General features: G+C 72.1%; 15 protein-coding genes and 1 pseudogene. 5 read left to right on the top strand and 11 right to left on the bottom strand.

Annotated features, from left to right (window positions below; all coding sequences use genetic code 11):
• Window positions 1–3 precede the first annotated feature (3 nt).
• From nagZ to argS, 3 genes are all read right to left on the bottom strand, one after another.
• A complete protein-coding gene (gene nagZ / locus J3A75_RS19305; protein ID WP_043073955.1) occupies window positions 4–1,008 on the bottom strand; it encodes a beta-N-acetylhexosaminidase in 1,005 nt (334 codons plus the stop codon).
• Between the two features lie 249 nt (window positions 1,009–1,257).
• On the bottom strand, window positions 1,258–2,637 hold the full coding sequence (locus J3A75_RS19310) for an SPOR domain-containing protein (RefSeq protein ID WP_070999685.1): 1,380 nt from the start codon (window positions 2,635–2,637) through the stop codon (window positions 1,258–1,260).
• A 48-nt stretch (window positions 2,638–2,685) separates the two neighbouring features.
• The gene (argS, locus tag J3A75_RS19315) at window positions 2,686–4,437 is read right to left on the bottom strand and encodes an arginine--tRNA ligase (RefSeq protein WP_070999687.1); all 1,752 of its coding nucleotides are present in this window, start codon (window positions 4,435–4,437) and stop codon (window positions 2,686–2,688) included.
• A gap of 279 nt (window positions 4,438–4,716) precedes the next feature.
• Here argS and J3A75_RS19320 point away from each other — a divergent pair, with 279 nt between their 5' ends.
• Window positions 4,717–5,148, top strand: a complete 432-nt coding sequence (locus J3A75_RS19320; protein ID WP_029357420.1) for a hypothetical protein — start codon at window positions 4,717–4,719, stop codon at window positions 5,146–5,148.
• Window positions 5,149–5,172: 24 nt separating this feature from the next.
• Here the strand turns inward: J3A75_RS19320 and J3A75_RS19325 are convergent, their stop codons facing one another.
• Window positions 5,173–6,420 carry a deoxyguanosinetriphosphate triphosphohydrolase gene (locus J3A75_RS19325; protein WP_012319722.1) on the bottom strand — a complete coding sequence of 416 codons (1,248 nt, stop codon included), beginning with the start codon at window positions 6,418–6,420 and terminating at the stop codon, window positions 5,173–5,175.
• Window positions 6,421–6,573: 153 nt separating this feature from the next.
• On the opposite strand from J3A75_RS19325, the gene J3A75_RS19330 reads away from it, so the two are divergent.
• The 3 genes from J3A75_RS19330 (at window position 6,574) to J3A75_RS19340 (ending at window position 9,547) form a co-directional block, all read left to right on the top strand.
• Window positions 6,574–6,900 (top strand): HesB/IscA family protein, encoded by a 327-nt coding sequence (locus J3A75_RS19330; protein WP_012319723.1) that lies wholly within the window; start codon window positions 6,574–6,576, stop codon window positions 6,898–6,900.
• Window positions 6,901–7,045: 145 nt separating this feature from the next.
• Entirely contained in the window at window positions 7,046–8,962 is a 1,917-nt protein-coding gene (locus tag J3A75_RS19335; protein WP_209650685.1) for a hypothetical protein, read from the top strand.
• A 69-nt stretch (window positions 8,963–9,031) separates the two neighbouring features.
• Window positions 9,032–9,547, top strand: coding sequence for a DUF2165 family protein (locus J3A75_RS19340; protein WP_116655635.1), 516 nt, complete (start codon window positions 9,032–9,034; stop codon window positions 9,545–9,547).
• A 76-nt stretch (window positions 9,548–9,623) separates the two neighbouring features.
• Here the strand turns inward: J3A75_RS19340 and J3A75_RS19345 are convergent.
• The 5 genes and pseudogenes from J3A75_RS19345 to J3A75_RS19365 form a co-directional block, all read right to left on the bottom strand.
• A pseudogene (locus tag J3A75_RS19345) lies at window positions 9,624–10,854 on the bottom strand (MFS transporter).
• Window positions 10,855–11,106: 252 nt separating this feature from the next.
• Window positions 11,107–11,937: an isocitrate lyase/phosphoenolpyruvate mutase family protein gene (locus J3A75_RS19350; RefSeq protein WP_209650686.1), complete on the bottom strand. Its 831-nt coding sequence runs from the start codon at window positions 11,935–11,937 to the stop codon at window positions 11,107–11,109.
• A 177-nt stretch (window positions 11,938–12,114) separates the two neighbouring features.
• Window positions 12,115–12,849: an ABC transporter ATP-binding protein gene (locus J3A75_RS19355; protein WP_209650687.1), complete on the bottom strand. Its 735-nt coding sequence runs from the start codon at window positions 12,847–12,849 to the stop codon at window positions 12,115–12,117.
• Window positions 12,830–13,567, bottom strand: coding sequence for an ABC transporter permease (locus J3A75_RS19360; protein ID WP_012319729.1), 738 nt, complete (start codon window positions 13,565–13,567; stop codon window positions 12,830–12,832). The genes J3A75_RS19355 and J3A75_RS19360 overlap by 20 nt, the downstream gene beginning before the upstream one ends.
• 51 nt (window positions 13,568–13,618) lie before the next feature.
• Window positions 13,619–14,599, bottom strand: coding sequence for an ABC transporter substrate-binding protein (locus J3A75_RS19365; protein ID WP_024829714.1), 981 nt, complete (start codon window positions 14,597–14,599; stop codon window positions 13,619–13,621).
• A 185-nt stretch (window positions 14,600–14,784) separates the two neighbouring features.
• On the opposite strand from J3A75_RS19365, the gene J3A75_RS19370 reads away from it, so the two are divergent.
• The gene (locus J3A75_RS19370; RefSeq protein WP_012319731.1) at window positions 14,785–15,162 is read left to right on the top strand and encodes a 4a-hydroxytetrahydrobiopterin dehydratase; all 378 of its coding nucleotides are present in this window, start codon (window positions 14,785–14,787) and stop codon (window positions 15,160–15,162) included.
• A 13-nt stretch (window positions 15,163–15,175) separates the two neighbouring features.
• On the opposite strand, the gene J3A75_RS19375 is transcribed toward J3A75_RS19370, so the two are convergent.
• Together J3A75_RS19375 and J3A75_RS19380 are read right to left on the bottom strand one after the other, a co-directional pair.
• Window positions 15,176–15,397, bottom strand: a complete 222-nt coding sequence (locus J3A75_RS19375; protein WP_012319732.1) for a hypothetical protein — start codon at window positions 15,395–15,397, stop codon at window positions 15,176–15,178.
• Between the two features lie 178 nt (window positions 15,398–15,575).
• Window positions 15,576–18,641 carry an efflux RND transporter permease subunit gene (locus tag J3A75_RS19380; RefSeq protein WP_012319733.1) on the bottom strand — a complete coding sequence of 1,022 codons (3,066 nt, stop codon included), beginning with the start codon at window positions 18,639–18,641 and terminating at the stop codon, window positions 15,576–15,578.
• Window positions 18,642–18,653 lie beyond the last annotated feature (12 nt).

Here is an 18,653-nt window from a genome sequence, read left to right on the forward strand (position 1 = left end):
AGGTCAGGCGGCCGCGAGGGCCGCGGCGAAGCGGTCCCGGGCCTCCGCGACGTCCAGCCCGTCGCCAGCGGGGTCGAGCCGCGCCAGCGCGGCGGCGGCGCGGCGGGCGGCCGCGCCGGTGAGTTCGGGCGCCGCCTCGGCCACGGCCCGCATCTCGTCCATCCCGCCGTTGCAGTGGAGCCCGACATCGATCCCCGCCGCGAAGGCGCGCTCCGTCCGGTCGCGGAACGTGCCGGTCAGCGCGTGCATGGACAGGTCGTCGGTCATCAGCAGGCCGTCGAAGCCGATGGCGCCGCGGATGATGTCGCGGATGACGGTCGCCGACTGGGTGGCCGGCCGGTCGGGATCGATGGCGGTGAAGACGACGTGCGCGCTCATCGCCATCGGCAGGTCGGCGAGCGCCCGGAAGGTCCGGAAATCCTGACCCGCGAGATCCGCGCGGGTCGCGTCGACCACCGGGAGGCCGTGGTGGCTGTCGCAGGTGGCGCGCCCGTGCCCGGGAATGTGCTTCATCACCGGCAGGACGCCGCCGGCCATCAGGCCCTCGGCCACGGCGCGCCCGATCTCGGCCACCCGCTCCGGGCTCGTCCCGTAGGCGCGGTCACCGATGATGTCGTGCGAGCCCGGCGCCGGCACGTCGAGGACGGGGGCACAGTCGACGTTGATCCCGACTTCGGCGAGGTCGTGCGCCATGAGGCGCGCCCCGAGGCGGGCGACCGTGGCGGCGCTGCCGTTCAGGCGGCCGTAGCGGCCGCCGGCGGGGTAGGCCGGCCAGTGGGGCGGCCCCATGCGCTGGACCCGGCCGCCTTCCTGGTCGATCAGGACCGGCGCCTGCTCGGAGCCGACGCAGTCCCGAAGCGCGCCGGTGAGGGCGCGGACCTCGTCGGGCGTGCCGATGTTGCGCTTGAACAGGATGAAGCCCCAGGGCTTCACGTCCCGGAAGAAGGCCCTCTCCTCCGCCAAGAGCGACTTACCGGAGCAGCCGAGGATCAGGGCGCGGGAGGTCATCAGGAACGGCTCGGACACTGCTCGGTGGCGGCGCGACGACGGCGCGTGGACGGCGGAGACCGCCGGGCGGTTCGTATCGATGGCGACAGAGTCGGGCGGGAACGGGGAGTGGGCAAGACCAAACCGCGGCCCGGGGGCGCCGGCCGGGGCGATCGCACCGCCCGTGTTGCCGTGCGGACTCGGTCGATCGTGCGGCGCGGATCACCGCGGACGGGCGCAATGTCCCGTCCGCGGCGCGACGTCAGGGGTTCAGTTCTTGGCCACGAAGCACTGGCCGCCCTCGCCCTGCAGGGCGCTGCACAGGCTCGCGGCCTGGGCCTTCTCCAGCGGTCCGACGCGGACGCGGTAGATCGTCTTGCCGTTGACCTCAGCCTGCCGGATCAGCTCGGGCTTGCCGGCGAGCTGCGAGTACTTGGCCTGCATCTGTCGGAACGCGGCCTTCGCCTCGGCGGCGGAGCTGCGTACCCCGAGCTGCACCGAGAAGCCACTCACCGGGCCGGACTTCACGGCGTCGTCGTCGGTCGTGGTGCTGGCGGTGGTGTCGGGCGCGGCCGCGCCGGGCGGGGCGACGGCGGCGATGCGCTGGGCGGCCTTCGGCGGCGGCTTCAAGGCCACCGGCTTGGGCGCCGGCTGCTCGACCGCGGCTTCCGGCTGCGCGTCGACGGGCGTCGCGGTGGCCGCCGGCATGGCGGCGGCGGTCTGGCGGACGGGCTTGGACTTCGCGGGCGGCGGGGCCGCCGGCTCGTCGCTCGGCAGGACCATGGTGGGGATCGGGGCCGGCCCGGCATCGGCGGCCTGCTGCTCCCGCGGCGGCGGCGCGGGCGGCGCCTCGGGCTTGACCGCGACGGTGCGCACGCGGCGCGGTTCACCGAACGCCTCGAACGGGCCGTTGCCCGGCGTCGTGCCGCCCTGGGCGCCGGTCGGCTGCGACGGGCCCTGGGCCGCCCGCGCGGCCTCGGCCACGTCGAGGGGCTGCTCCTCGCGGTTCACGATCTTGATTTGGCCGTCCTTCTTGCCCTTCGGGTCGTAGATCTGCCGGTTCTGATCCGGGATCTCGACGCCGTCGGCCACCTTCGGGGCGACTTTGAGGGGTGTGGAATCGGCCTGGACCACCGGCACGCCGCCGTGGCCCGAGTTGCTCAGGCCCTTGTAGGTGAGCGCCCCGGTGACGGCGATCGCCACCACGGCCACGCCGGCGCCCACGGAGACGAGGCGCCGCCGCGGATTGGCGCGACGGAGCGCGCGGCTGTCCGCGTAGGTCTCGTCGTCGCCGGTGGCGGTCGGGCCGCTCTCCGCGGCGTAGCCGGAGCCCTCGCGGTGCGTGTCCTGTTCCACGGAGGCGAGATACTGGTCGAACGCGTCGGCCGGCGTCGCCTTGGCGGCCTCCGGGGCGAAGCTCGGCTCGACCCGGGCATTCCAGCCCGCCTGCTGCGGCGCGGCGGGCGCCACGGCGCGCATCTCGTCGCGGGCGGCGAGCAGCGCGCGGAACGGATCGTCCTGGCCGACGATGCGGGCGAGTTCCGCCAGCGGGTCGGCCTTGCCGGACGCCTGCGGCGTCTGGCCCTTATCCTGACGCAGATCGCGCGCGAGGGCGTCCAAATCGACCTGAGCGCGCGAAGCGTTCGTCATGGCAGCATCCTCACATCAACGCCGAAGACCGGCCCGATGCACTCGGGCCTATCGCATCTCGTCCGGCGCGGTCACACCGAGAATCGCAAGGCCGGCCGCCAGCGTGCTCCGCAGAGCTTCGACGAGCGCCAGCCGGGCCCACGTCGACTTTCGGTCGGTTGCATTAACAAACCGTAATTGCGGCAAGTCTTTGCCCTTGTTCCAGAAACTATGCAGCGCGGAGGCCAGTTCATAGAGGTGGAAGGCGATCCTGTGCGGCTCGTGCGCCAGCGCCGCGGATTCGAGGACCCGCGGGTACTGCGCGATGAGGCGCATCATCTCGATCTCGCCCGGGTCGCTCAGCACGGCGAGGTCCGCCTCGCGGGCCAGCGCGGCGGCCGAGAGGTCGGCGTCCGGGAACGCCTCGCGGGCCTGCCGCTGCACCGAGCGGACGCGGGCATGGGCGTACTGGACGTAGAAGACCGGGTTGTCCTTCGACTGCTCCAGCACCTTGGCGAGGTCGAAATCCAGGGTCGCGTCGTTCTTCCGGTAGAGCATCATGAACCGGATCGCGTCGCGGCCGACCTCGTCGATCACGTCGCGCAGGGTCACGAACTCGCCGGCCCGCTTCGACATCTTGACCGGCTCGCCTGCGCGCAACAGCCGCACCAGCTGGCAGAGCTTGACGTCGAGCGTGGCCTTGCCGTCGCTGACCGCCTTCACGGCGGCCTGCATGCGCTTCACGTAGCCGCCGTGATCGGCGCCGAGGACGTCGATCAGCTCGGTCGCGCCGGCGAGGTACTTGGCGCGGTGGTAGGCGATGTCGGAGGCGAAATACGTGTACGAGCCGTCCGACTTCAGCAGCGGCCGGTCGCTGTCGTCGCCGAATTCCTTGGTGCGAAACAGCGTCTGCTCGCGGTCCTCCCAGTCCTCCGGCAGCTGCCCCTTGGGCGGCGGAAGGCGACCCTCGTAGACGAGGCCCTTGGCGCGCAGCTCCGCGAGCAGGGCCTTCACGGCCCCGCTCTCCTGAAGCGTGCGCTCGGAGAAGAAGACGTCGTGGCGGATGCCGATCGCCGCCAGGTCGGCCCGGATCATGTCCATCATCATGCCGAGCGCGGTCTCGCGCACCGTGGGCAGCCACTCCGCCTCGGGCTTGTCGAGGAGCGCGCGGCCGTGCGTCTCGGCCAGCCGGGCGCCCACGGGCTTCAGGTAGTCGCCCGGATAGAGGCCCTCCGCGATGGCGAAGGGCTCGCCGAGGGCCTCGCGGTAGCGCTGGAAGGCCGAGCGGGCCAGCACATCGACCTGAACGCCGGCATCGTTGATGTAGTATTCGCGCGTCACCTGCCGGCCGGCCGCGACGAGCAGGTTGCACAGGGCGTCGCCGAACACCGCGCCCCGGCCGTGGCCGACATGCATCGGCCCCGTCGGGTTCGCCGACACGTACTCGACGTTGATCGGGCCGCCGGGCAGCCGCGCGCGGCCGAACGCCTCCGGGGCCTCCAGGGCGTCGCGTACGACCGCGTGGAAGATCGCGGGGTCGAGCCGGAGATTGATGAAGCCCGGCCCGGCGAGGCTCGCCTCGACGATCCGCGGATCCGCGCGGAGCTCGGCCGCCAGGGACTCGCCCAGCGCCTTCGGGTTGGCCCGCGCCTCCTTGGCAAGGACCAGGGCGGCGTTCGTGGCGAGGTCGCCGTGCGAGGCGTCGCGGGGCGGCTCGACCACCACGCGGCCCAGGTCGAGGCCCTCGGGCAGGTGGCCGGCGCGGGTCAGCGCCTCCACGGCCTCGCGCACGCGCGCCTCGAACAGGGCGAAGATGTTCATGGGTCTCGATCTCGCTCGCGCGGGGGTCTCGTCGCCCGGCCCGTCCGGCCGGCGCCCGCCCCGGCGGTCTAGCAAGGGGGCGGGAGGGTGTCACGGCGCCGGGCCGCGCGCCGGCCCCGCGGAGTCCGCGTTCGCGGCATCGCCCCGGTAACCACGTGGGCGCCGACGCGGCGTTATCCCGCGCGACGAATACGGATCGCGCAGTGTCCGTCTTGTCTTGACCGAGACGAAGCGGTGTCATCGCCGCCGATCGTGAGTGTGCCGATCGCGGAGTTACTGATGAAGACCTTGACGATTGCGGGGACGGCGCTCTGCGCCCTCATCCTGGCCGCGCCGAGTGCCGAGGCGGGCGGCTTCCGCGGCGGCGGATTCCACGGTGGCGGCTTCCACGGCGGCGCTTACCGCGGCGGTTTCCGGGGCGGCTACGGCTACCGCGGCGGCTACGCGGCCCGCGGCTTCTACGGGCGCGGCTACGGGTACGGCTACCGTCGCGGCTACGGCGGTGCCCTCGGCTACGGGCTGGCCGGCGCGGGGATCGGCCTCGGGCTCGGACTCGCCGCCGGGAGCGTCTACGGCGGCTACGGCTACGGTGGTTACGGGTACGGCTACCCGGCCGCCTACGGCGGGTACGGCTACGGCTACCCCGCCGCCTACGGTGGCTACGGCTACGGCGGGTGCTACGGCAGCTTCACCTGCGGCTGCGGCTGCTGATCCGAACCGCCCCGCGCCGGGCCCTCAGGGCTCGGCGAGGGGCAGCCCCCGGCTGGGCAGCTCCCAGTGCAGGTCCGGCGTCGTCGCGTAGAGCTTGCGATGCGCCAGGACCGCGTAGGTGTCGGTCATGCCGGCGATGTAGTCGGCGACCCGGCGGGCGACCCGCGCCTCGGTGGTGCCTTCGAGGCCGGCGCTCCACTCCTCCGGCATTCGGGAGGGCGCCGCGGTGAACGCGGCGAACAGGTCGTTGACGATGGCGTCGGCCTTCTTCCGCACCGCCACCACGCCCGGATGCCGGTACATCCGCTCCCACAGGAAGCGCATGATGTCGGCGTCGGCCGCCGCGATCTCCGGCGAGAACACGATGACCGGCTGGTCCGCGTTCCGGATGTCCTCGACGCGGCCCGGGTCCAGGGCGGCGATGCGGCGGCCGCCCTCGCGGATGACGTCCTCGACGAAGCGGGTGATCACCCGCCGGGCGAGTTCGTGGATCATCCGCGACGGCTCCAGGCCCGGATGCAGCCGGTCGATCTCGTCGAGCAGTCCGGCCAGGAAGGGGACCGCCCGCAGCTCCGGGATCTCGAACAGCCCGGCGCGCAACCCGTCGTCGAGGTCGTGGGCGGCGTAGGCGATGTCGTCGGCCAGGGAGGCGGCCTGGGCCTCGGGGCCGGCCTGGCTCCACAGGTCGAGGGGGTTCAGCGCGTCGTACTCGAGGATCGCCGCCGGGATGCCGCGGGCGGCGTAGCGGGGCGTCGGCCGGCCGTCCGCGGTGAGCAGCGGGCCGTTGTGCTTGACGAGGCCCTCCAGCGTCTCCCAGGCGAGGTTCAGCCCGTCGAACCCGGCGTAGCGCCGCTCCAGCCGCGTCACGATCCGCAGCGCCTGGGCGTTGTGATCGAAGCCGCCGTGGCGCGCCATGCAGGCGTCGAGGGCGTCCTCGCCGGTGTGACCGAAGCAGGTGTGGCCGAGGTCGTGACTGAGGGCCAGCGCCTCCGCGAGATCCTCGTCGAGGCCGAGCGCGCGCGCGAGCGCCCGGCCGATCTGGCTCACCTCCAGGGTGTGGGTCAGACGGGTGCGGTAATGGTCGCCCTCGTGATGGACGAAGACCTGCGTCTTGTGCTTCAGCCGCCGGAACGCCGTCGAGTGGATGATCCGGTCGCGGTCGCGCTGGAAATCGCTGCGGGTCGGCGACCCGGCTTCCGGGATCAGGCGTCCCCGGGTCCGGGCCGGGTCGGTGGCGTAGGGCGCGCGCCAGCGCTCACCGTTCGGTCGCACGGCATCCGCTCTCGAACTCACGCACCCTGCTCATGACGGCTCCCCGCCCGGCGCGTTGCGGCGCGGGCTTGCGGCTCATATCTTGTGGGTCAGGGCGCACTCGGCAACGGGCCGGGCGCGCCGTCCACCGAACGAATGCGTGGCCAGAGACCGATGGCTGAGATCACCCTGACCGCCCGCGCGGCCAAGCGCATCAACGAGATCATGGTGTCGGAGCCGGCCGGTTCGTCGCTGCGGATCAGTGTCAACGGCGGCGGCTGCTCGGGCTTCTCCTACGCCTTCGACATCACCCGTGCCCGCGAGGCGCAGGACGTAGCGATCGAGCGCGACGGCGCCACCGTGATCGTCGATCCGGTCTCGCTCGAGTACATGAGCGGCTCGACCATCGACTTCGTGAACGACCTCATCGGGCAGTCCTTCAAGATCGAGAACCCGCTCGCCACCGCTTCCTGCGGCTGCGGCACCTCCTTCTCGTTGTAGCACGCGGCGCGGCGCCGCCGCGCCGTTGCGTCCGTACGACACCGGTCCCGGCTCGATCGCCCGGGCCGGCGCGCGCGATTGCCTCGCCCGGCAAAACGCGGCACGGCTAGGGCATTCCCGCGAGAGCCCTGGTCCGGACGCTGCCATGAACCACCCGAAGGCCCGTCTCCGCCTCCGGTCGGCCCGGGCGACGGCCGCCATGCTGGCCCTCCTCTGCCTCGCGCCGGCGCCGCTCGCCGCGCAGGAGGGCGCCGCCGCCGTCCAGGACGTGACCGTTAACGACGTGGTGATCCCGCTCGGCGGCACGCTGCTGAAGGCGCCGAAGCTGACGGCGAGCGGCACGCGCCTCTCCAAGGAGGATCTCGCGGCGATCCTGCGGCCCGATTCCAACGTGCCCTGGGAGCAGCGGCTCGCCCGTCTCGACGCCGGCAGCCTGACAGTCCCGGTCCTGACCTCCGAGAACGCGGGTCCCGGCGACAACCGGCAGACCGTCACCTACCGCGACGTGGTCGCCCGCGACATCCGGGCCGGCCGCGTCGGCGAGCTGACGGCGGCCGGCGCGACCGTCAGTTCCGTCGCGGGCCCGAACCGCGGGTCCGGAACCTACGGTCAGGTGCGCGCCACGGACCTGGATCTCGCGGCGCTCAGCCGGCTCTACACGGTGCCCGGCGACGGCAAGGGACCGGTCCAGCGCGTCTACGGCGCCGTCCAGGTCTCGGACGTCACCTACTCCGACGCGCGCGGCACCACCGTGAAGATCGCCCGCCTCGACGGCCGGGACCTCGGCGGCCGGCAGGTGCCGGACGGCTGGGGCGGCGCCTTCGCCATCGTGGCCAACGGCTTCGACGGATCCAGCGACCGGCGCCCGCTGGCCGCCGCCGCCGCCGATCTCATCGACGCCACCTCGGTCGGCACCCTCGAGATGCAGGGCCTGAGCGTCAGCGACACCGACCCGAAGGGGCCGGTGCTGTTCGAGATCGGCCGGGCCGCCTACACGTCGGCGGGCCCGGAGGGCGGCACCATCTTGGACAACCTGTCGATGACCCGCGGCGCGCTGCGGATCCATGTCGGCCGCGTCGCCGCCCTGGGGACGTCCCTGGCGCCGACCGTCGCGACCCTCCAGGGCATCGCCGCCGAGCCGACGGGCGGGGCCGGGTTCTCCGACGTCGAGATGCGCCGGCTGACGCCGAAGCTCGGCACGCTCACCCTCACCGACCTGTCGATCGATCTGCCGCCCGAGGCTGAGCCCGAGCGGGCGCCGCCCCGCGACGTCCGGCCCCCGGCCCGCGGCGCCCTGCCCGAGCCGGGCCGGTCGGCGCGGACGCCCGAGCCGAGGCCGGCCGATAAGACCGGGGATCCCCTCGCGGTCACGGTGTCGCCGCGGCCGGCTCCCCGCATCGCCCTGCGCGAGGCGGCCTTGGCCTTCGGCCCCCTGACCGAGGGCGTGCCCAGCGCGACCCGCATCAGCCTCTCCGGCCTGAGCCTGCCCGCGGACCTGCTCGCGGGTGCGCCGCTCGTCGGCCTGTTGCCGGCCTACGGCTACCGGGACCTCGACCTCAACCTCGTGGCCGACGCGAGCCTCGACGAGAAGGCCCGCGACCTCGCCCTGCGCGAGGTCACGATCTCCGGGCGCGACATCGGCACGGTTCGCCTCTCCGGCACGCTGGGAGGCATCGGGCCCGAGCTGTTCTCCGGCACCCTGCCGGCGGCGACGATGGTGATGTTCTCGGGGAGCGCCAAGACCCTCGACCTGACGGTGGAGAATGCCGGCCTGTTCGAGCGCTTCCTCGCCGCGCAGTCGAAGGATCTCAGCCTCAAGCCGGACGAACTGCGCAAGGAATACGTCACTGCCAGCCTGCTCGGCGTGCCGATCATCCTCGGCAACAGCGCGGCGGCCAAGGGGATCGGCGCCGCCATGGGCCAGTTCGTGATGAAGCCCGGCAAGCTCGTGGTGCACGCCAAGTCGAAGGAGCCTGCGGGGATCGGCTTCATCGACCTCGGCGCGGCGCGCTCGCCGGCCGCCGTCCTCGACCGGCTCGAGGTCGAGGCGAAGGCGAACTGAGAGACGCCGGGACCGGACGGCCCCTGTCCCTGGCCGGTCCCGACGCCCGCGTGTCAGGAGGGCCAGTTCATGCTCGCCATCCGCCTCTCGAAGGCCGCCCTCGTCGGCGCCCTGGCGCTGACCTGCACCCTGGTCGTGTACGGCAACGTCGTGGAGCCCGCGGTGAACCTCGCCTTCGTGCAGCACGTGCTGTCGATGGATACGATCCTGCCGGATTCGGGGATCGCCGACCGCTCCATCACGGATCCCGTGCTGCAGCGCGGCGCCTTCACGCTGATCGTCGTCGCGGAGGCGCTGACAGCGCTCCTGCTCTGGATCGGCGTGGCGCTGATGCTCGCGCGACTGCGGGCCCCGCGCGGCGCGTTCGCCCGGGCCAAGACCTGGGCGATCGCGGGCCTCAGCCTCGGCTTCCTGGTCTGGCAGGGCGGATTCCTGGGCATCGGCGGCGAGTGGTTCGGCATGTGGATGTCGAAGGTCTGGAACGGCCAGGAATCCGCCTTCCGCTTCGCCATGACGGTGCTCGGCGTGCTGATCTACGTCGCCCTGCCCGAGGCCGGGGATCCGGACGGAATCCGCGGGGGCTGAGACCGCGCGACCGACTCCGCGACCATCGGGGCACGCGTCCGCGGGGTCCGTTCGGGGCCCGGCCGCCGCGCCGCGCTCATGCTCCGCCGGGCCGCGGCGCGCCGCGGCCCATCGTGCGTGCGAGCGCCGTCGCGGCCAGCGCCAGGGGCGCGAACGAGACCCAGAGAACCGTGTCCCAGCCGTAGCTCGTCAGAAGGCCGCCGGACGAGAATGAGCCCAGGGCCACCATCCCGAACACGATGAAGTCGTTGATCGACTGCACCCGCGTCCGCTCCTCCGGGCGATGGCAGTCCAGCACCATCGCGGAGGCGCCGACGAAGCCGAAGTTCCAGCCGACGCCGAGGAGGACGAGGGACAGCCAGAAATGGCCGACATCCGCGCCGGCGAGCCCGACGAGCGCGGCCGCGCCCGTCAAGGCGAGGCCGGTCGCCACCACGCGGGACGCGCCGAAGCGCGTGATCAGCCGCCCGGTGAAGAAGCTCGGACCGTACATGGCGATGACGTGCCATTGCAGGCCGAGATTGGCATCCTCCTGCGCGTGACCGCACAGGCGCATGGCCAGCGGGGCGGCCGTCATCACGAAATTCATCAGCAGGTAGGACACGGCCCCGCAGATCACCGCGATCACGAAGCGCGGCTGCCCCAGGATGGCGGCCAGCGGTCGCCCGCCTGAGACGGTCTCTGCGGCCGGCCGCGGCAGGCGAACGCCCGCCAGGACGAGGGCGGCCGCACCGGCGACGGCCGCCTGGGCCAGGAAGGTGGCCGCGAACAGGTGGGGGGGGCGACAGGTTCATGGTGTGGGTGACGAGCTGCGGCCCGATCACGCCGCCGAAGACGCCGCCCGCCATGACCGCCGACAGCGCCCGCGGCCGCCGTTCGGCCGGAACGCAGTCCGCCGCGGCGAAGCGGAACGAGAAGACCACGGCGGCGTAGGCGCCGCCGAGGAACATCGCCGCGCAGAACAGCCAGAAGTCGGCCGCGACGATCGCCCAGGCCGAGAGCAGGCCGACGAGCACACCGCAGCCGGTGCCGACCATGAAGACGGTGCGGCGCCCGTAGCGCCTGGCGATGCTGCCGGTCGGCAGGGCGCAGGCGGCCATCCCGACGACGAAGATCGAGATCGGCAGCGTGGCGAGGACCTTGCTGGGCGCGAGCATGTTGCCGACGACCGCGCCCGTCGCGAACACGACCGTCGAGTTCGCCCCGGCGAGGGCCTGCGCGACGGCCAGTCGGACCACGTTGCCGGTCCCCGACCGTTCGGCGGCGACGGGTTCGAGGGCGATGGCCGTAGGGGACGTGCGGGACATCGGGAGGCTCGGGTCTCGGTGGGTCGCCACGGTCGGGCGGAGCGGCGACCCGCGATGCCCGGGGTCGACCGCGGACGGATCGGGTCCGACGGGCGCATCGGTATAGCGGTCGCCCGCCCGTGCGTAGCTCGACGCGGTGACAAACCGTGTCTCTCGGTCGTCGGCTTCGGCTCGAGCGTTCGGGCCGATCGGCCCGGCGGCGCTCGTTCGCCGGGTTGCGGGATGAAGGACCGCGATGCCGAGCGGTCGCCCCTACCGAGTCGCCTCCGCCATGTACGATCTCGCCTCGCTTCCCGACATCGCCTCCGCCGCGTAGGTGAACGTGCCCCGATCCAGCACCTCCCGCGCCGCGCGCGCGAGACCGCCGAGGGCCGCCCGCGCGAAAGACCCGCCGACGCTGATCCGCTTGACGCCCGCCGCCTCCAGCTCGGCCACCGTGTACTGCCGGGGCGACAGCCCGGCGACGACGTTCACCGGGCGGCTGACCGCGGCACAGACCGCCCGAATGGCCTCGAGGTCCGGCAGGTTCGGCGCGTAGAGGACGTGCGCTCCCGCCTCCTCGAAGGCCTGGAGGCGGCGGATCGTGTCGTCGAGGTCGGGCCGCCCGCACAGGTGGTTCTCGGCGCGCGCGGTCAGCACGAACGGGAGCCGGCGCGCGGCCTCGGCCGCGGCGGCGACTCGCTCGACGGCGTGACCGAAATCGAAGATCGGACTGGCGGCGTCGCCCGTGGCGTCCTCGATCGAGCCGCCGACCAGCCCGATCTCTGAGGCCCGGGCGATCGTCAGCGCGCACGCCTCCGGGTCGGTCCCGAACCCGTCCTCCAGATCGGCCGTCACGGGCAGGTGGGTCGCGTCCACGATGGCGCGGGCGTTCTCCAGGATCGCGTCGCGCGACAGCGAGGCGGTGGAGTCCCGCCGTCCGACGGCGAACGCGAACCCGGCGCTCGTCGTCGCCAGCGCCTCGTGACCGAGGGCGGTCAGGATCCGCGACGAACCCGCGTCCCATGGGTTGGCCACGACGAACGCGCCCGGCCGCTCGTGCAGCGCCACGAAGACCCGATGTTTCGCCTCTAGGTCGGCCATGCGCACCCCCGTGGATCGATCCTACGCTGCTCGGGCGGCCCGGGGAAACGGCGGGTGTGGCACCGGAACGACCGACGTCGGGGCCGAAGTCGGATGGTCCTTCGGTTCCGGCGGCGCCCGGACCTCAGCGCGCGATCCGGACGCGCGGGTTCGTCCGAACGACCGGCGCAGCCCGCCTCACTGCGCGATGATCTCGGGATGCCGCGCGGCGAGGTTCGCCCGGGTCGTCTCGGCCCAGGCGCGGTCGCGGTCGCGGCGCGGCCGGTCGAGGCGCACGTCGGCGATGAGGCTCGCCGGGCGCCGCGAGACCAGCAGCAGGCGGTCGGCGATCCCGATCGCCTCGGCGACGTTGTGCGTGACCATCAGGACGCTCATGCCGGCCCGGTCCACCGTGTCCACCACGAGACCGCGCAGCTCGGCGGCGGCGGCGTCGTCGAGGGACACGAACGGCTCGTCGAGCACGAGGACCCGCGGCCCGTCGGCCAGCGCGCGCGCCAGAGCCACGCGCCGCTGCATCCCCAGCGACAGGGCCTTCGGGTAGCGCGTCCGCCACGCCGTCAGGCCGAGCCGCGCGAACAGGTCGTCGAGATCGCGGTTCCGCCGCGCCCGGGGCAGGCCGAGGCGGACATTGTGCTCGACGCTGCGCCAGGGCAGCAGCCGCGGCTCCTGGAACACGATGCCCGCCCGGTCCGCGCCGGAGACGCGGCCCTCGAACGCGGTGTCGAGCCCGAGCAGGATCCGCAGGGTGGTGGTCTTCCCGGCGCCCGACGGCCCGATCAGGCAGACGATCTCCCCGGCGGCGACGCCGAAGGTGAGGTTCCGAACGGCCTCGACCGGCTCGGCCCGGGCGGGCCGGTACCATTTCGACGCGATCGCGACCTGGAGTACGGGCTCAGCGCCAGCGGCGGACATAGGCTTCGAGCCGCTGCAGCAGGAGGACGTCGATGCCGATCATCACGGCCATGAAGACGAGGCTGTAGCCGATGATCGCCGCCACGTCGGTGCTCTGGACGAAGTAGTAGTTGATCGCGAAGCCGACCCCGTCCGGGCGCCCGAGCAACTCCACCACCAGCACGATCTTCCAGGCGAGCGACAGGCCCGACCGCGCCGCCGTCACCATGTAGGGCTGGAGCTGCGGGATCAGGATGTCGAGGGCCCAGCTGCGCCGGTCGAGCCGGTAGGCGCGGGCCATCTCGTCGAGCCCGGGATCGAGGTTCCGCGCCCCCTCGCGCACGATCACCGCGACGTTCGGGAGCTTGTTGAGCACCACCGCCAGGATCGCGGCGGTCTCGGTGAGCCCCACCCACACGTAGGCCAGGACCGTGATCACCAGGGCCGGCGTGTTGAGGAGGACGAGCAGCGGCGTGTCGAGGATGAGGTCGGCGGCCTTGGACCGTCCGAGCGCCACGCCGAGGACGACGCCGAGGATCATCGCCACGGTGAAGGAGATCGCCACGCGGAGCAGCGTCATGCCCACGTTGTGGGCGAGATCGCCGCGCTCCGCCTCCTGAACGATGAAGCGCAGCACCGCCAGGGGCGCCGGCAGCAGGCGCGAGCCCGCCTCGAGCGCGGCGATCTGCCAGGCGGCGAGGAGCACGGCCAGGGACGCGATGCGGGTCAGCGCGCCCATGCGGTCCCGGTGCTCGGGACGGCCGCCGCGCGCGCCCGCCGGACGGGGGCCTCAACCATTGCGGCCGGTGTAGTAGAGGTCCGGCGGGAGCGCGTCGCCCTTGCCGACGAGGCGGGCGCCGCCGAGCCGCGCCATCACCGCGTAGAGCTTCTCGGCGTCGGCGCGCTCCTCCGCGGTGGAGCGGCGCGGGATGCCGGCCAGGAAATCGTGCTTCAGGGCCTCGAAGGTTGCCTCGTCCTCCGCCGCCATCAGCGGGCGCACGATCTGCCACGTGCTCGGGTCGGACGCGAGCATGTCCTTGGCGGCGCGCGAGGCCCGGGCGAAGGCCGCCACGGCCGCGGGCTTCTCCTTCACGGTGGCGTCCTGGAACAGGTAGCCGATCAGCGCCACGTCTCCGGGGACCCCGAGGGCGTGCATGATGTCTTCCGCGCCGACGAGCTGCCGGTACCCCTTGGCCTTCAGCCGGGCGCAGTAGGTCCAGTAGGTCAGCGCCGCGTCGAGGGCGCCCTGCTCCAGCTTCAGCGTGATCAGCGGCGGCGCGCCGTAGGCGATCTCGGCGGCCTGCTCGAGGTCGATGCCGGCCGCGTCCTTGGCCTGTGCCCGGAGGAGCAGCCAGTTCTTGTCCAGGGGGCCGCCGGCCACCCCGAGGCGCTTGCCCGCGAGATCCTTGAGGCTCTTCACCGGGCTGTCGCCCGGAACCATGACGCCGCCCTCGGAGGTCGAGTACGGGATGAAGCGCACCGCCTGGCCGTCGTTGCCGAGGCGCGCGGCCCAGAGCAGGTCGCCGATGATCGTGTCGACCTGCCCGCCGATGAAGCTGATCCGGGCCGCGTCGTTGCCCGCGAGCTTGACCGCGTCGAGCGCGAAGCCGTTGGCCGTGTCGAGGCCGCGGGCCTTGATCACCGCCGCCTCCCAGGTGGACGTGCCGAAGGGCAGGCTCCCGAGTCGGATCGTGGGCACGTCGGCGCGCGCCGCCCGCAGGCCGAGGCCGCCGAGCAGGCCCCCGGCGAGCATCGCGCGCCGTGACAGCATCACGCCTTCTCCCATCGTATTGCGCAGTCTTCAGCGGCGGCAGACTGGAGTGCCGACCGAGCCGGACGCCATTGGCAAAAGGTCATAGGGCTCACACCGGTTTCCGTCCACCGTGGCAAACACGCTTGCGCGCAACTGGCCGCGGCGGCACCCTCGGCCGCGACGGCTTCATCGGAGACGGGATCATGAGCGAGCGACGCGAAGGCGCACTGGACCAGGCGACCGTGGAGGCGCGGCTGAAGGCCGAGCTGCCCGCGTGGCGCCTGGAGGACGGGTGGATCCGGCGCACCTACAAGACGTCCGGCTGGAAGAGCACCCTGATGGTGATCAACACGGTCGGGCACCTCGCCGAGGCGGCGTGGCACCATCCCGACATCACGGCATCGTACGCCTGGGTCGAGGTCCGGCTGATGAACCACGCGGCCAAGGGCATCACCGACAAGGACTTCGCCCTCGCCCGGAAGATCGAGGAGGTCGTGTCCTGGCAGCCGGGCCTGGAGGGACAGGGGCTCGAGGGCACCCCGACGGATCCGCGCTTCGCCTACATCAAGTACGAGAAGTAGCGGCCCGCCGGCGTCACCGGGGCTCCTTCACCCGGCGGCACTCCGTCTTCAGGTAGGCGGTCTTGCCGATCTCCTCGCGCAGCTCGGTGCGGGCGATGATCTCCTGCCAGCCGGTGGCGCAGCCGAGCTCGTTGGCGACCCGGACCTTGCGCACTTCGAGCGCCTGGGCGTCCGTGCAGGAATCCTGGGCGATCCCGTTGGCGCAGACCAGGACGACGGCGATGAAGGCGTTCATGGGCGGGACGGTCCTCGTTTCCGTCGCACCCTACGCGCCGGAGCACCGTCGGGTTTCCGGCGACGCGGCCCCGCCCGCGCGAAAGATCGTCACGGTCGGCCCGCCCTGAGGGGGCGGAGGGGCGGGCCGACCGTTTCTCGCAGCGCCCGCAGGCGCTGCGATCGCGTGAACCGGCGGATCAGCCGGCGTGAGCCGTGGGCGTGCCGCTCGCCTCCGGGCGGATGCGGTAGCAGCCGATGTAGAGGGCCGGCAGGAACAGCAGCGTCAGGAAGGTCGCCGCCAGGATCCCGCCGATCATCGCGAAGGCCATCGGCCCCCAGAACACCTCGCGGGCGATCGGGATCAGGCCCAGGCTCGCCGCCGCGGCGGTCAGGAGGATCGGCCGCATGCGGTGGTGCGTCGCCTCGAACACCGCCTCCCAGGGCGCCATCCCCTCGTCCCGGAACTCCTCGATCTGGCTCACCAGGATCACCGCGTTGCGGATGATGATCCCGATGAGCGCCAGGATGCCCAGGATGGCGACGAAGCCCATCGGCTTGTCGAACAGGAGCAGCGCCGGCACGACGCCGATCAGGCCGAGCGGCGCGACCGTGAAGACGAGGAGCATCCTTCCGAAGCTCTGGAGCTGCATCATCAGCAGGAACGCCATGGCGAGCAGCATGACCGGGACTACGGCGGCGATCGGCCCCTGGCCCTTGGCGGATTCCTCGACGGCGCCGCCGGTCTGGACCGTGTATCCCTCCGGGAGCGCCTTGATGAAGGCGTCGATGCCGGGCTGCAGGGCGGCCACGATGGTGGCCGGCTGGGTCGCGTCGTGGATCGTGGCGCGCACCGTCACGGTCGGCAGGCGGTCGCGGCGCCAGACGATCGGCTGCTCGAGATCGTAGCCGATCCGCGCGAAGGCGAGCACGGGCACCACCGTGCCGTTCGCGAGACCGACCTGCAGCGATTGCAGCGTGTCCAGGGAGGACCGCTCGGCCGCGCGGGCGCGGCCGACGACGTTGACCAGGTAGATCGAGTCGCGGACCTGCGTGATCGCCTGCCCGCCCTCGATCCCGTTCAGGATGCCGGCGACGTCCTGGCTGGTGACGCCGAGCTGGCGCGCCTTGTCCTGGAGGATCTCGACCCGCAGGACCTTGCCGGGCTCGTTCCAGTCGAAGGTCGGCACGTCGAGGCGCTTGTCGGCCGCGACCACGTTGGCGAGGTCGAGCGAGAGGCGACGCACCGTCTCCATGTTCGGGCCGCTGAGACGGTACTGCACCGGCCGGCCGACGGGCGGTCCGAGGCTGAGGGGCTGCACCAGCACGTCGGTGCCGACGAAGTCGCGCAGGCCGATGGTCTGGAGGCGCGCCATCACGCGGTCTCGCACCTCCAGCGACTTCGTGACGATGACGATCTGCCCGAAGAACGCGTTGGCGAGCTGCTGGTCGAGGGGAAGGTAGAAGCGCACCGCGCCCTCACCGACGTAGGACGACCAGCTCGTCACGTCCGGGTCGCCCTTCAGGTTCGCCTCGAACCGGTCCATCTGCGCCCGGGTCTCGGCGATGGTGGCGTTCTGCGGCAGGGTCAGGTCGACCAGCACCTCGGACCGGTCCGAGGACGGGAAGAACTGCTGTTGCACGTGGCCCATCCCGACGATGGCCGCCGCCATCAGCCCGAGGCAGACCACCACCGTCGTCCAGTGCCAGCGCATGGCGATCCGGAGCGCCCGGACGAACAGGCGGGTGAAGATGCCCTGCTTCTCGGTGTGGTGCTTCATGGTCTTCGGCAGGAGCGTCACGCCGACGAGCGGCGCGAACAGGACCGCCACGACCCAGGAGACGAGCAGCGCGGCCGCGATCACCACGAACAGCGAGTAGGTGTACTCGCCGGCGCCGGAGCCGTTGAAGCCGATCGGCAGGAAGCCCGCCACGGTGACGAGGGTCCCGGTGAGCATGGGGAATGCCGTCGACGTGTAGGCGAAGGTGGCGGCCTTCCGGAGCGTGTCGCCGCGCTCCAGGCGGGCCACCATCATCTCGACGGTGATCATGGCGTCGTCGACCAGGAGGCCCAGCGCGATGATCAGCGCGCCGAGGGAGATGCGCTGCAGGGTGACGTCCATGATCTGCATGACCACGAACACGATGGCGAGCACGAGCGGGATCGACACCGAGACGACGAGGCCGGCGCGGACGCCGAGGCTCACGAAGCTCACCGCCAGCACGATGATCACGGCCTCGACCAGGGCCTCAGTGAAGCCGCCGACCGCGTGCTCGACCTGCTTGGGCTGGTCCGACACGAGGTGGACGCCGACGCCCACCGGCAGCGTCGACTCGATCCGCCGCATGCGCTCCTTCAGCGCCTCGCCGAAATGCAGCAGGTTGGCGCCCGGACGCATCGCGATGGCGAGGCCGATCGCGGGCTTGCCGTCCACCCGGAACAGCGGTGCGGGCGGGTCCTCGTAGCCGCGGCTGATCTCGGCGATGTCGGCGAGGCGGAAGAAGCGGTCATTGACCCGCAGGTTGAAATCCTGGAGCGAGGCCTCGGAGGCGAAGGAACCGCTGACCCGCAGCGAGATGCGCTCCGGCCCGGCCTGGACGACGCCCGAGGCCGAGACCGCGTTCTGCGCCTGCAGGGCCTTGATCAGGGCCTGGAAATCGATGCCGTAGCCGGCCAGTTTCCGGGTGGAGAAGTCGAGGTAGATCGTCTCGTCCTGCGTGCCGATCAGCTGGGTCTTGCCGATGTTGGGTACCCGCAGGACCTCGGTGCGGATGCCCTCGACGTAGTCGCGCAACTGCCGGTGCGTCAGGCCGTCGGCCGTGAAGGCGTAGATGTTGCCGTAGACGTCGCCGAACTCGTCGTTGAAGAACGGGCCCTGGACGCCCTCCGGGAACTGGCCCTTGATGTCGCCGAGCCGCTTGCGCACTTGGTAGAAGGCCGGCTGGATCTCGTTCTTCTTGAGGGTGTCGCGGAACTGGACGAACACCGTCGACGATCCGGGGGTCGTGTAGCTGCGGACGTAGTCGAGACCGTTGAGCTGCTGGAGCTCCTTCTCGACCCGGTCGGTGACCTGATCGAGGGTGTCCTTGATGGTCGCGCCCGGCCACGTGGTCTGCACCACCATGGTCTTGATGGTGAAAGGCGGATCCTCCTCGCGGCCGAGGCGGGTATAGGCCATCAGGCCCGCGACCAGCGAGACCAGCATCAGGAACCAGACGAACGAGCGGTGCTCGAGCGCCCAGTCGGAAAGGTTGAAGTCCTTCACGCGAAAACCCCG

This window comes from Methylobacterium sp. PvP105, from assembly GCF_017876975.1.
Classification (GTDB): Bacteria; Pseudomonadota; Alphaproteobacteria; order Rhizobiales; family Beijerinckiaceae; genus Methylobacterium; species Methylobacterium radiotolerans.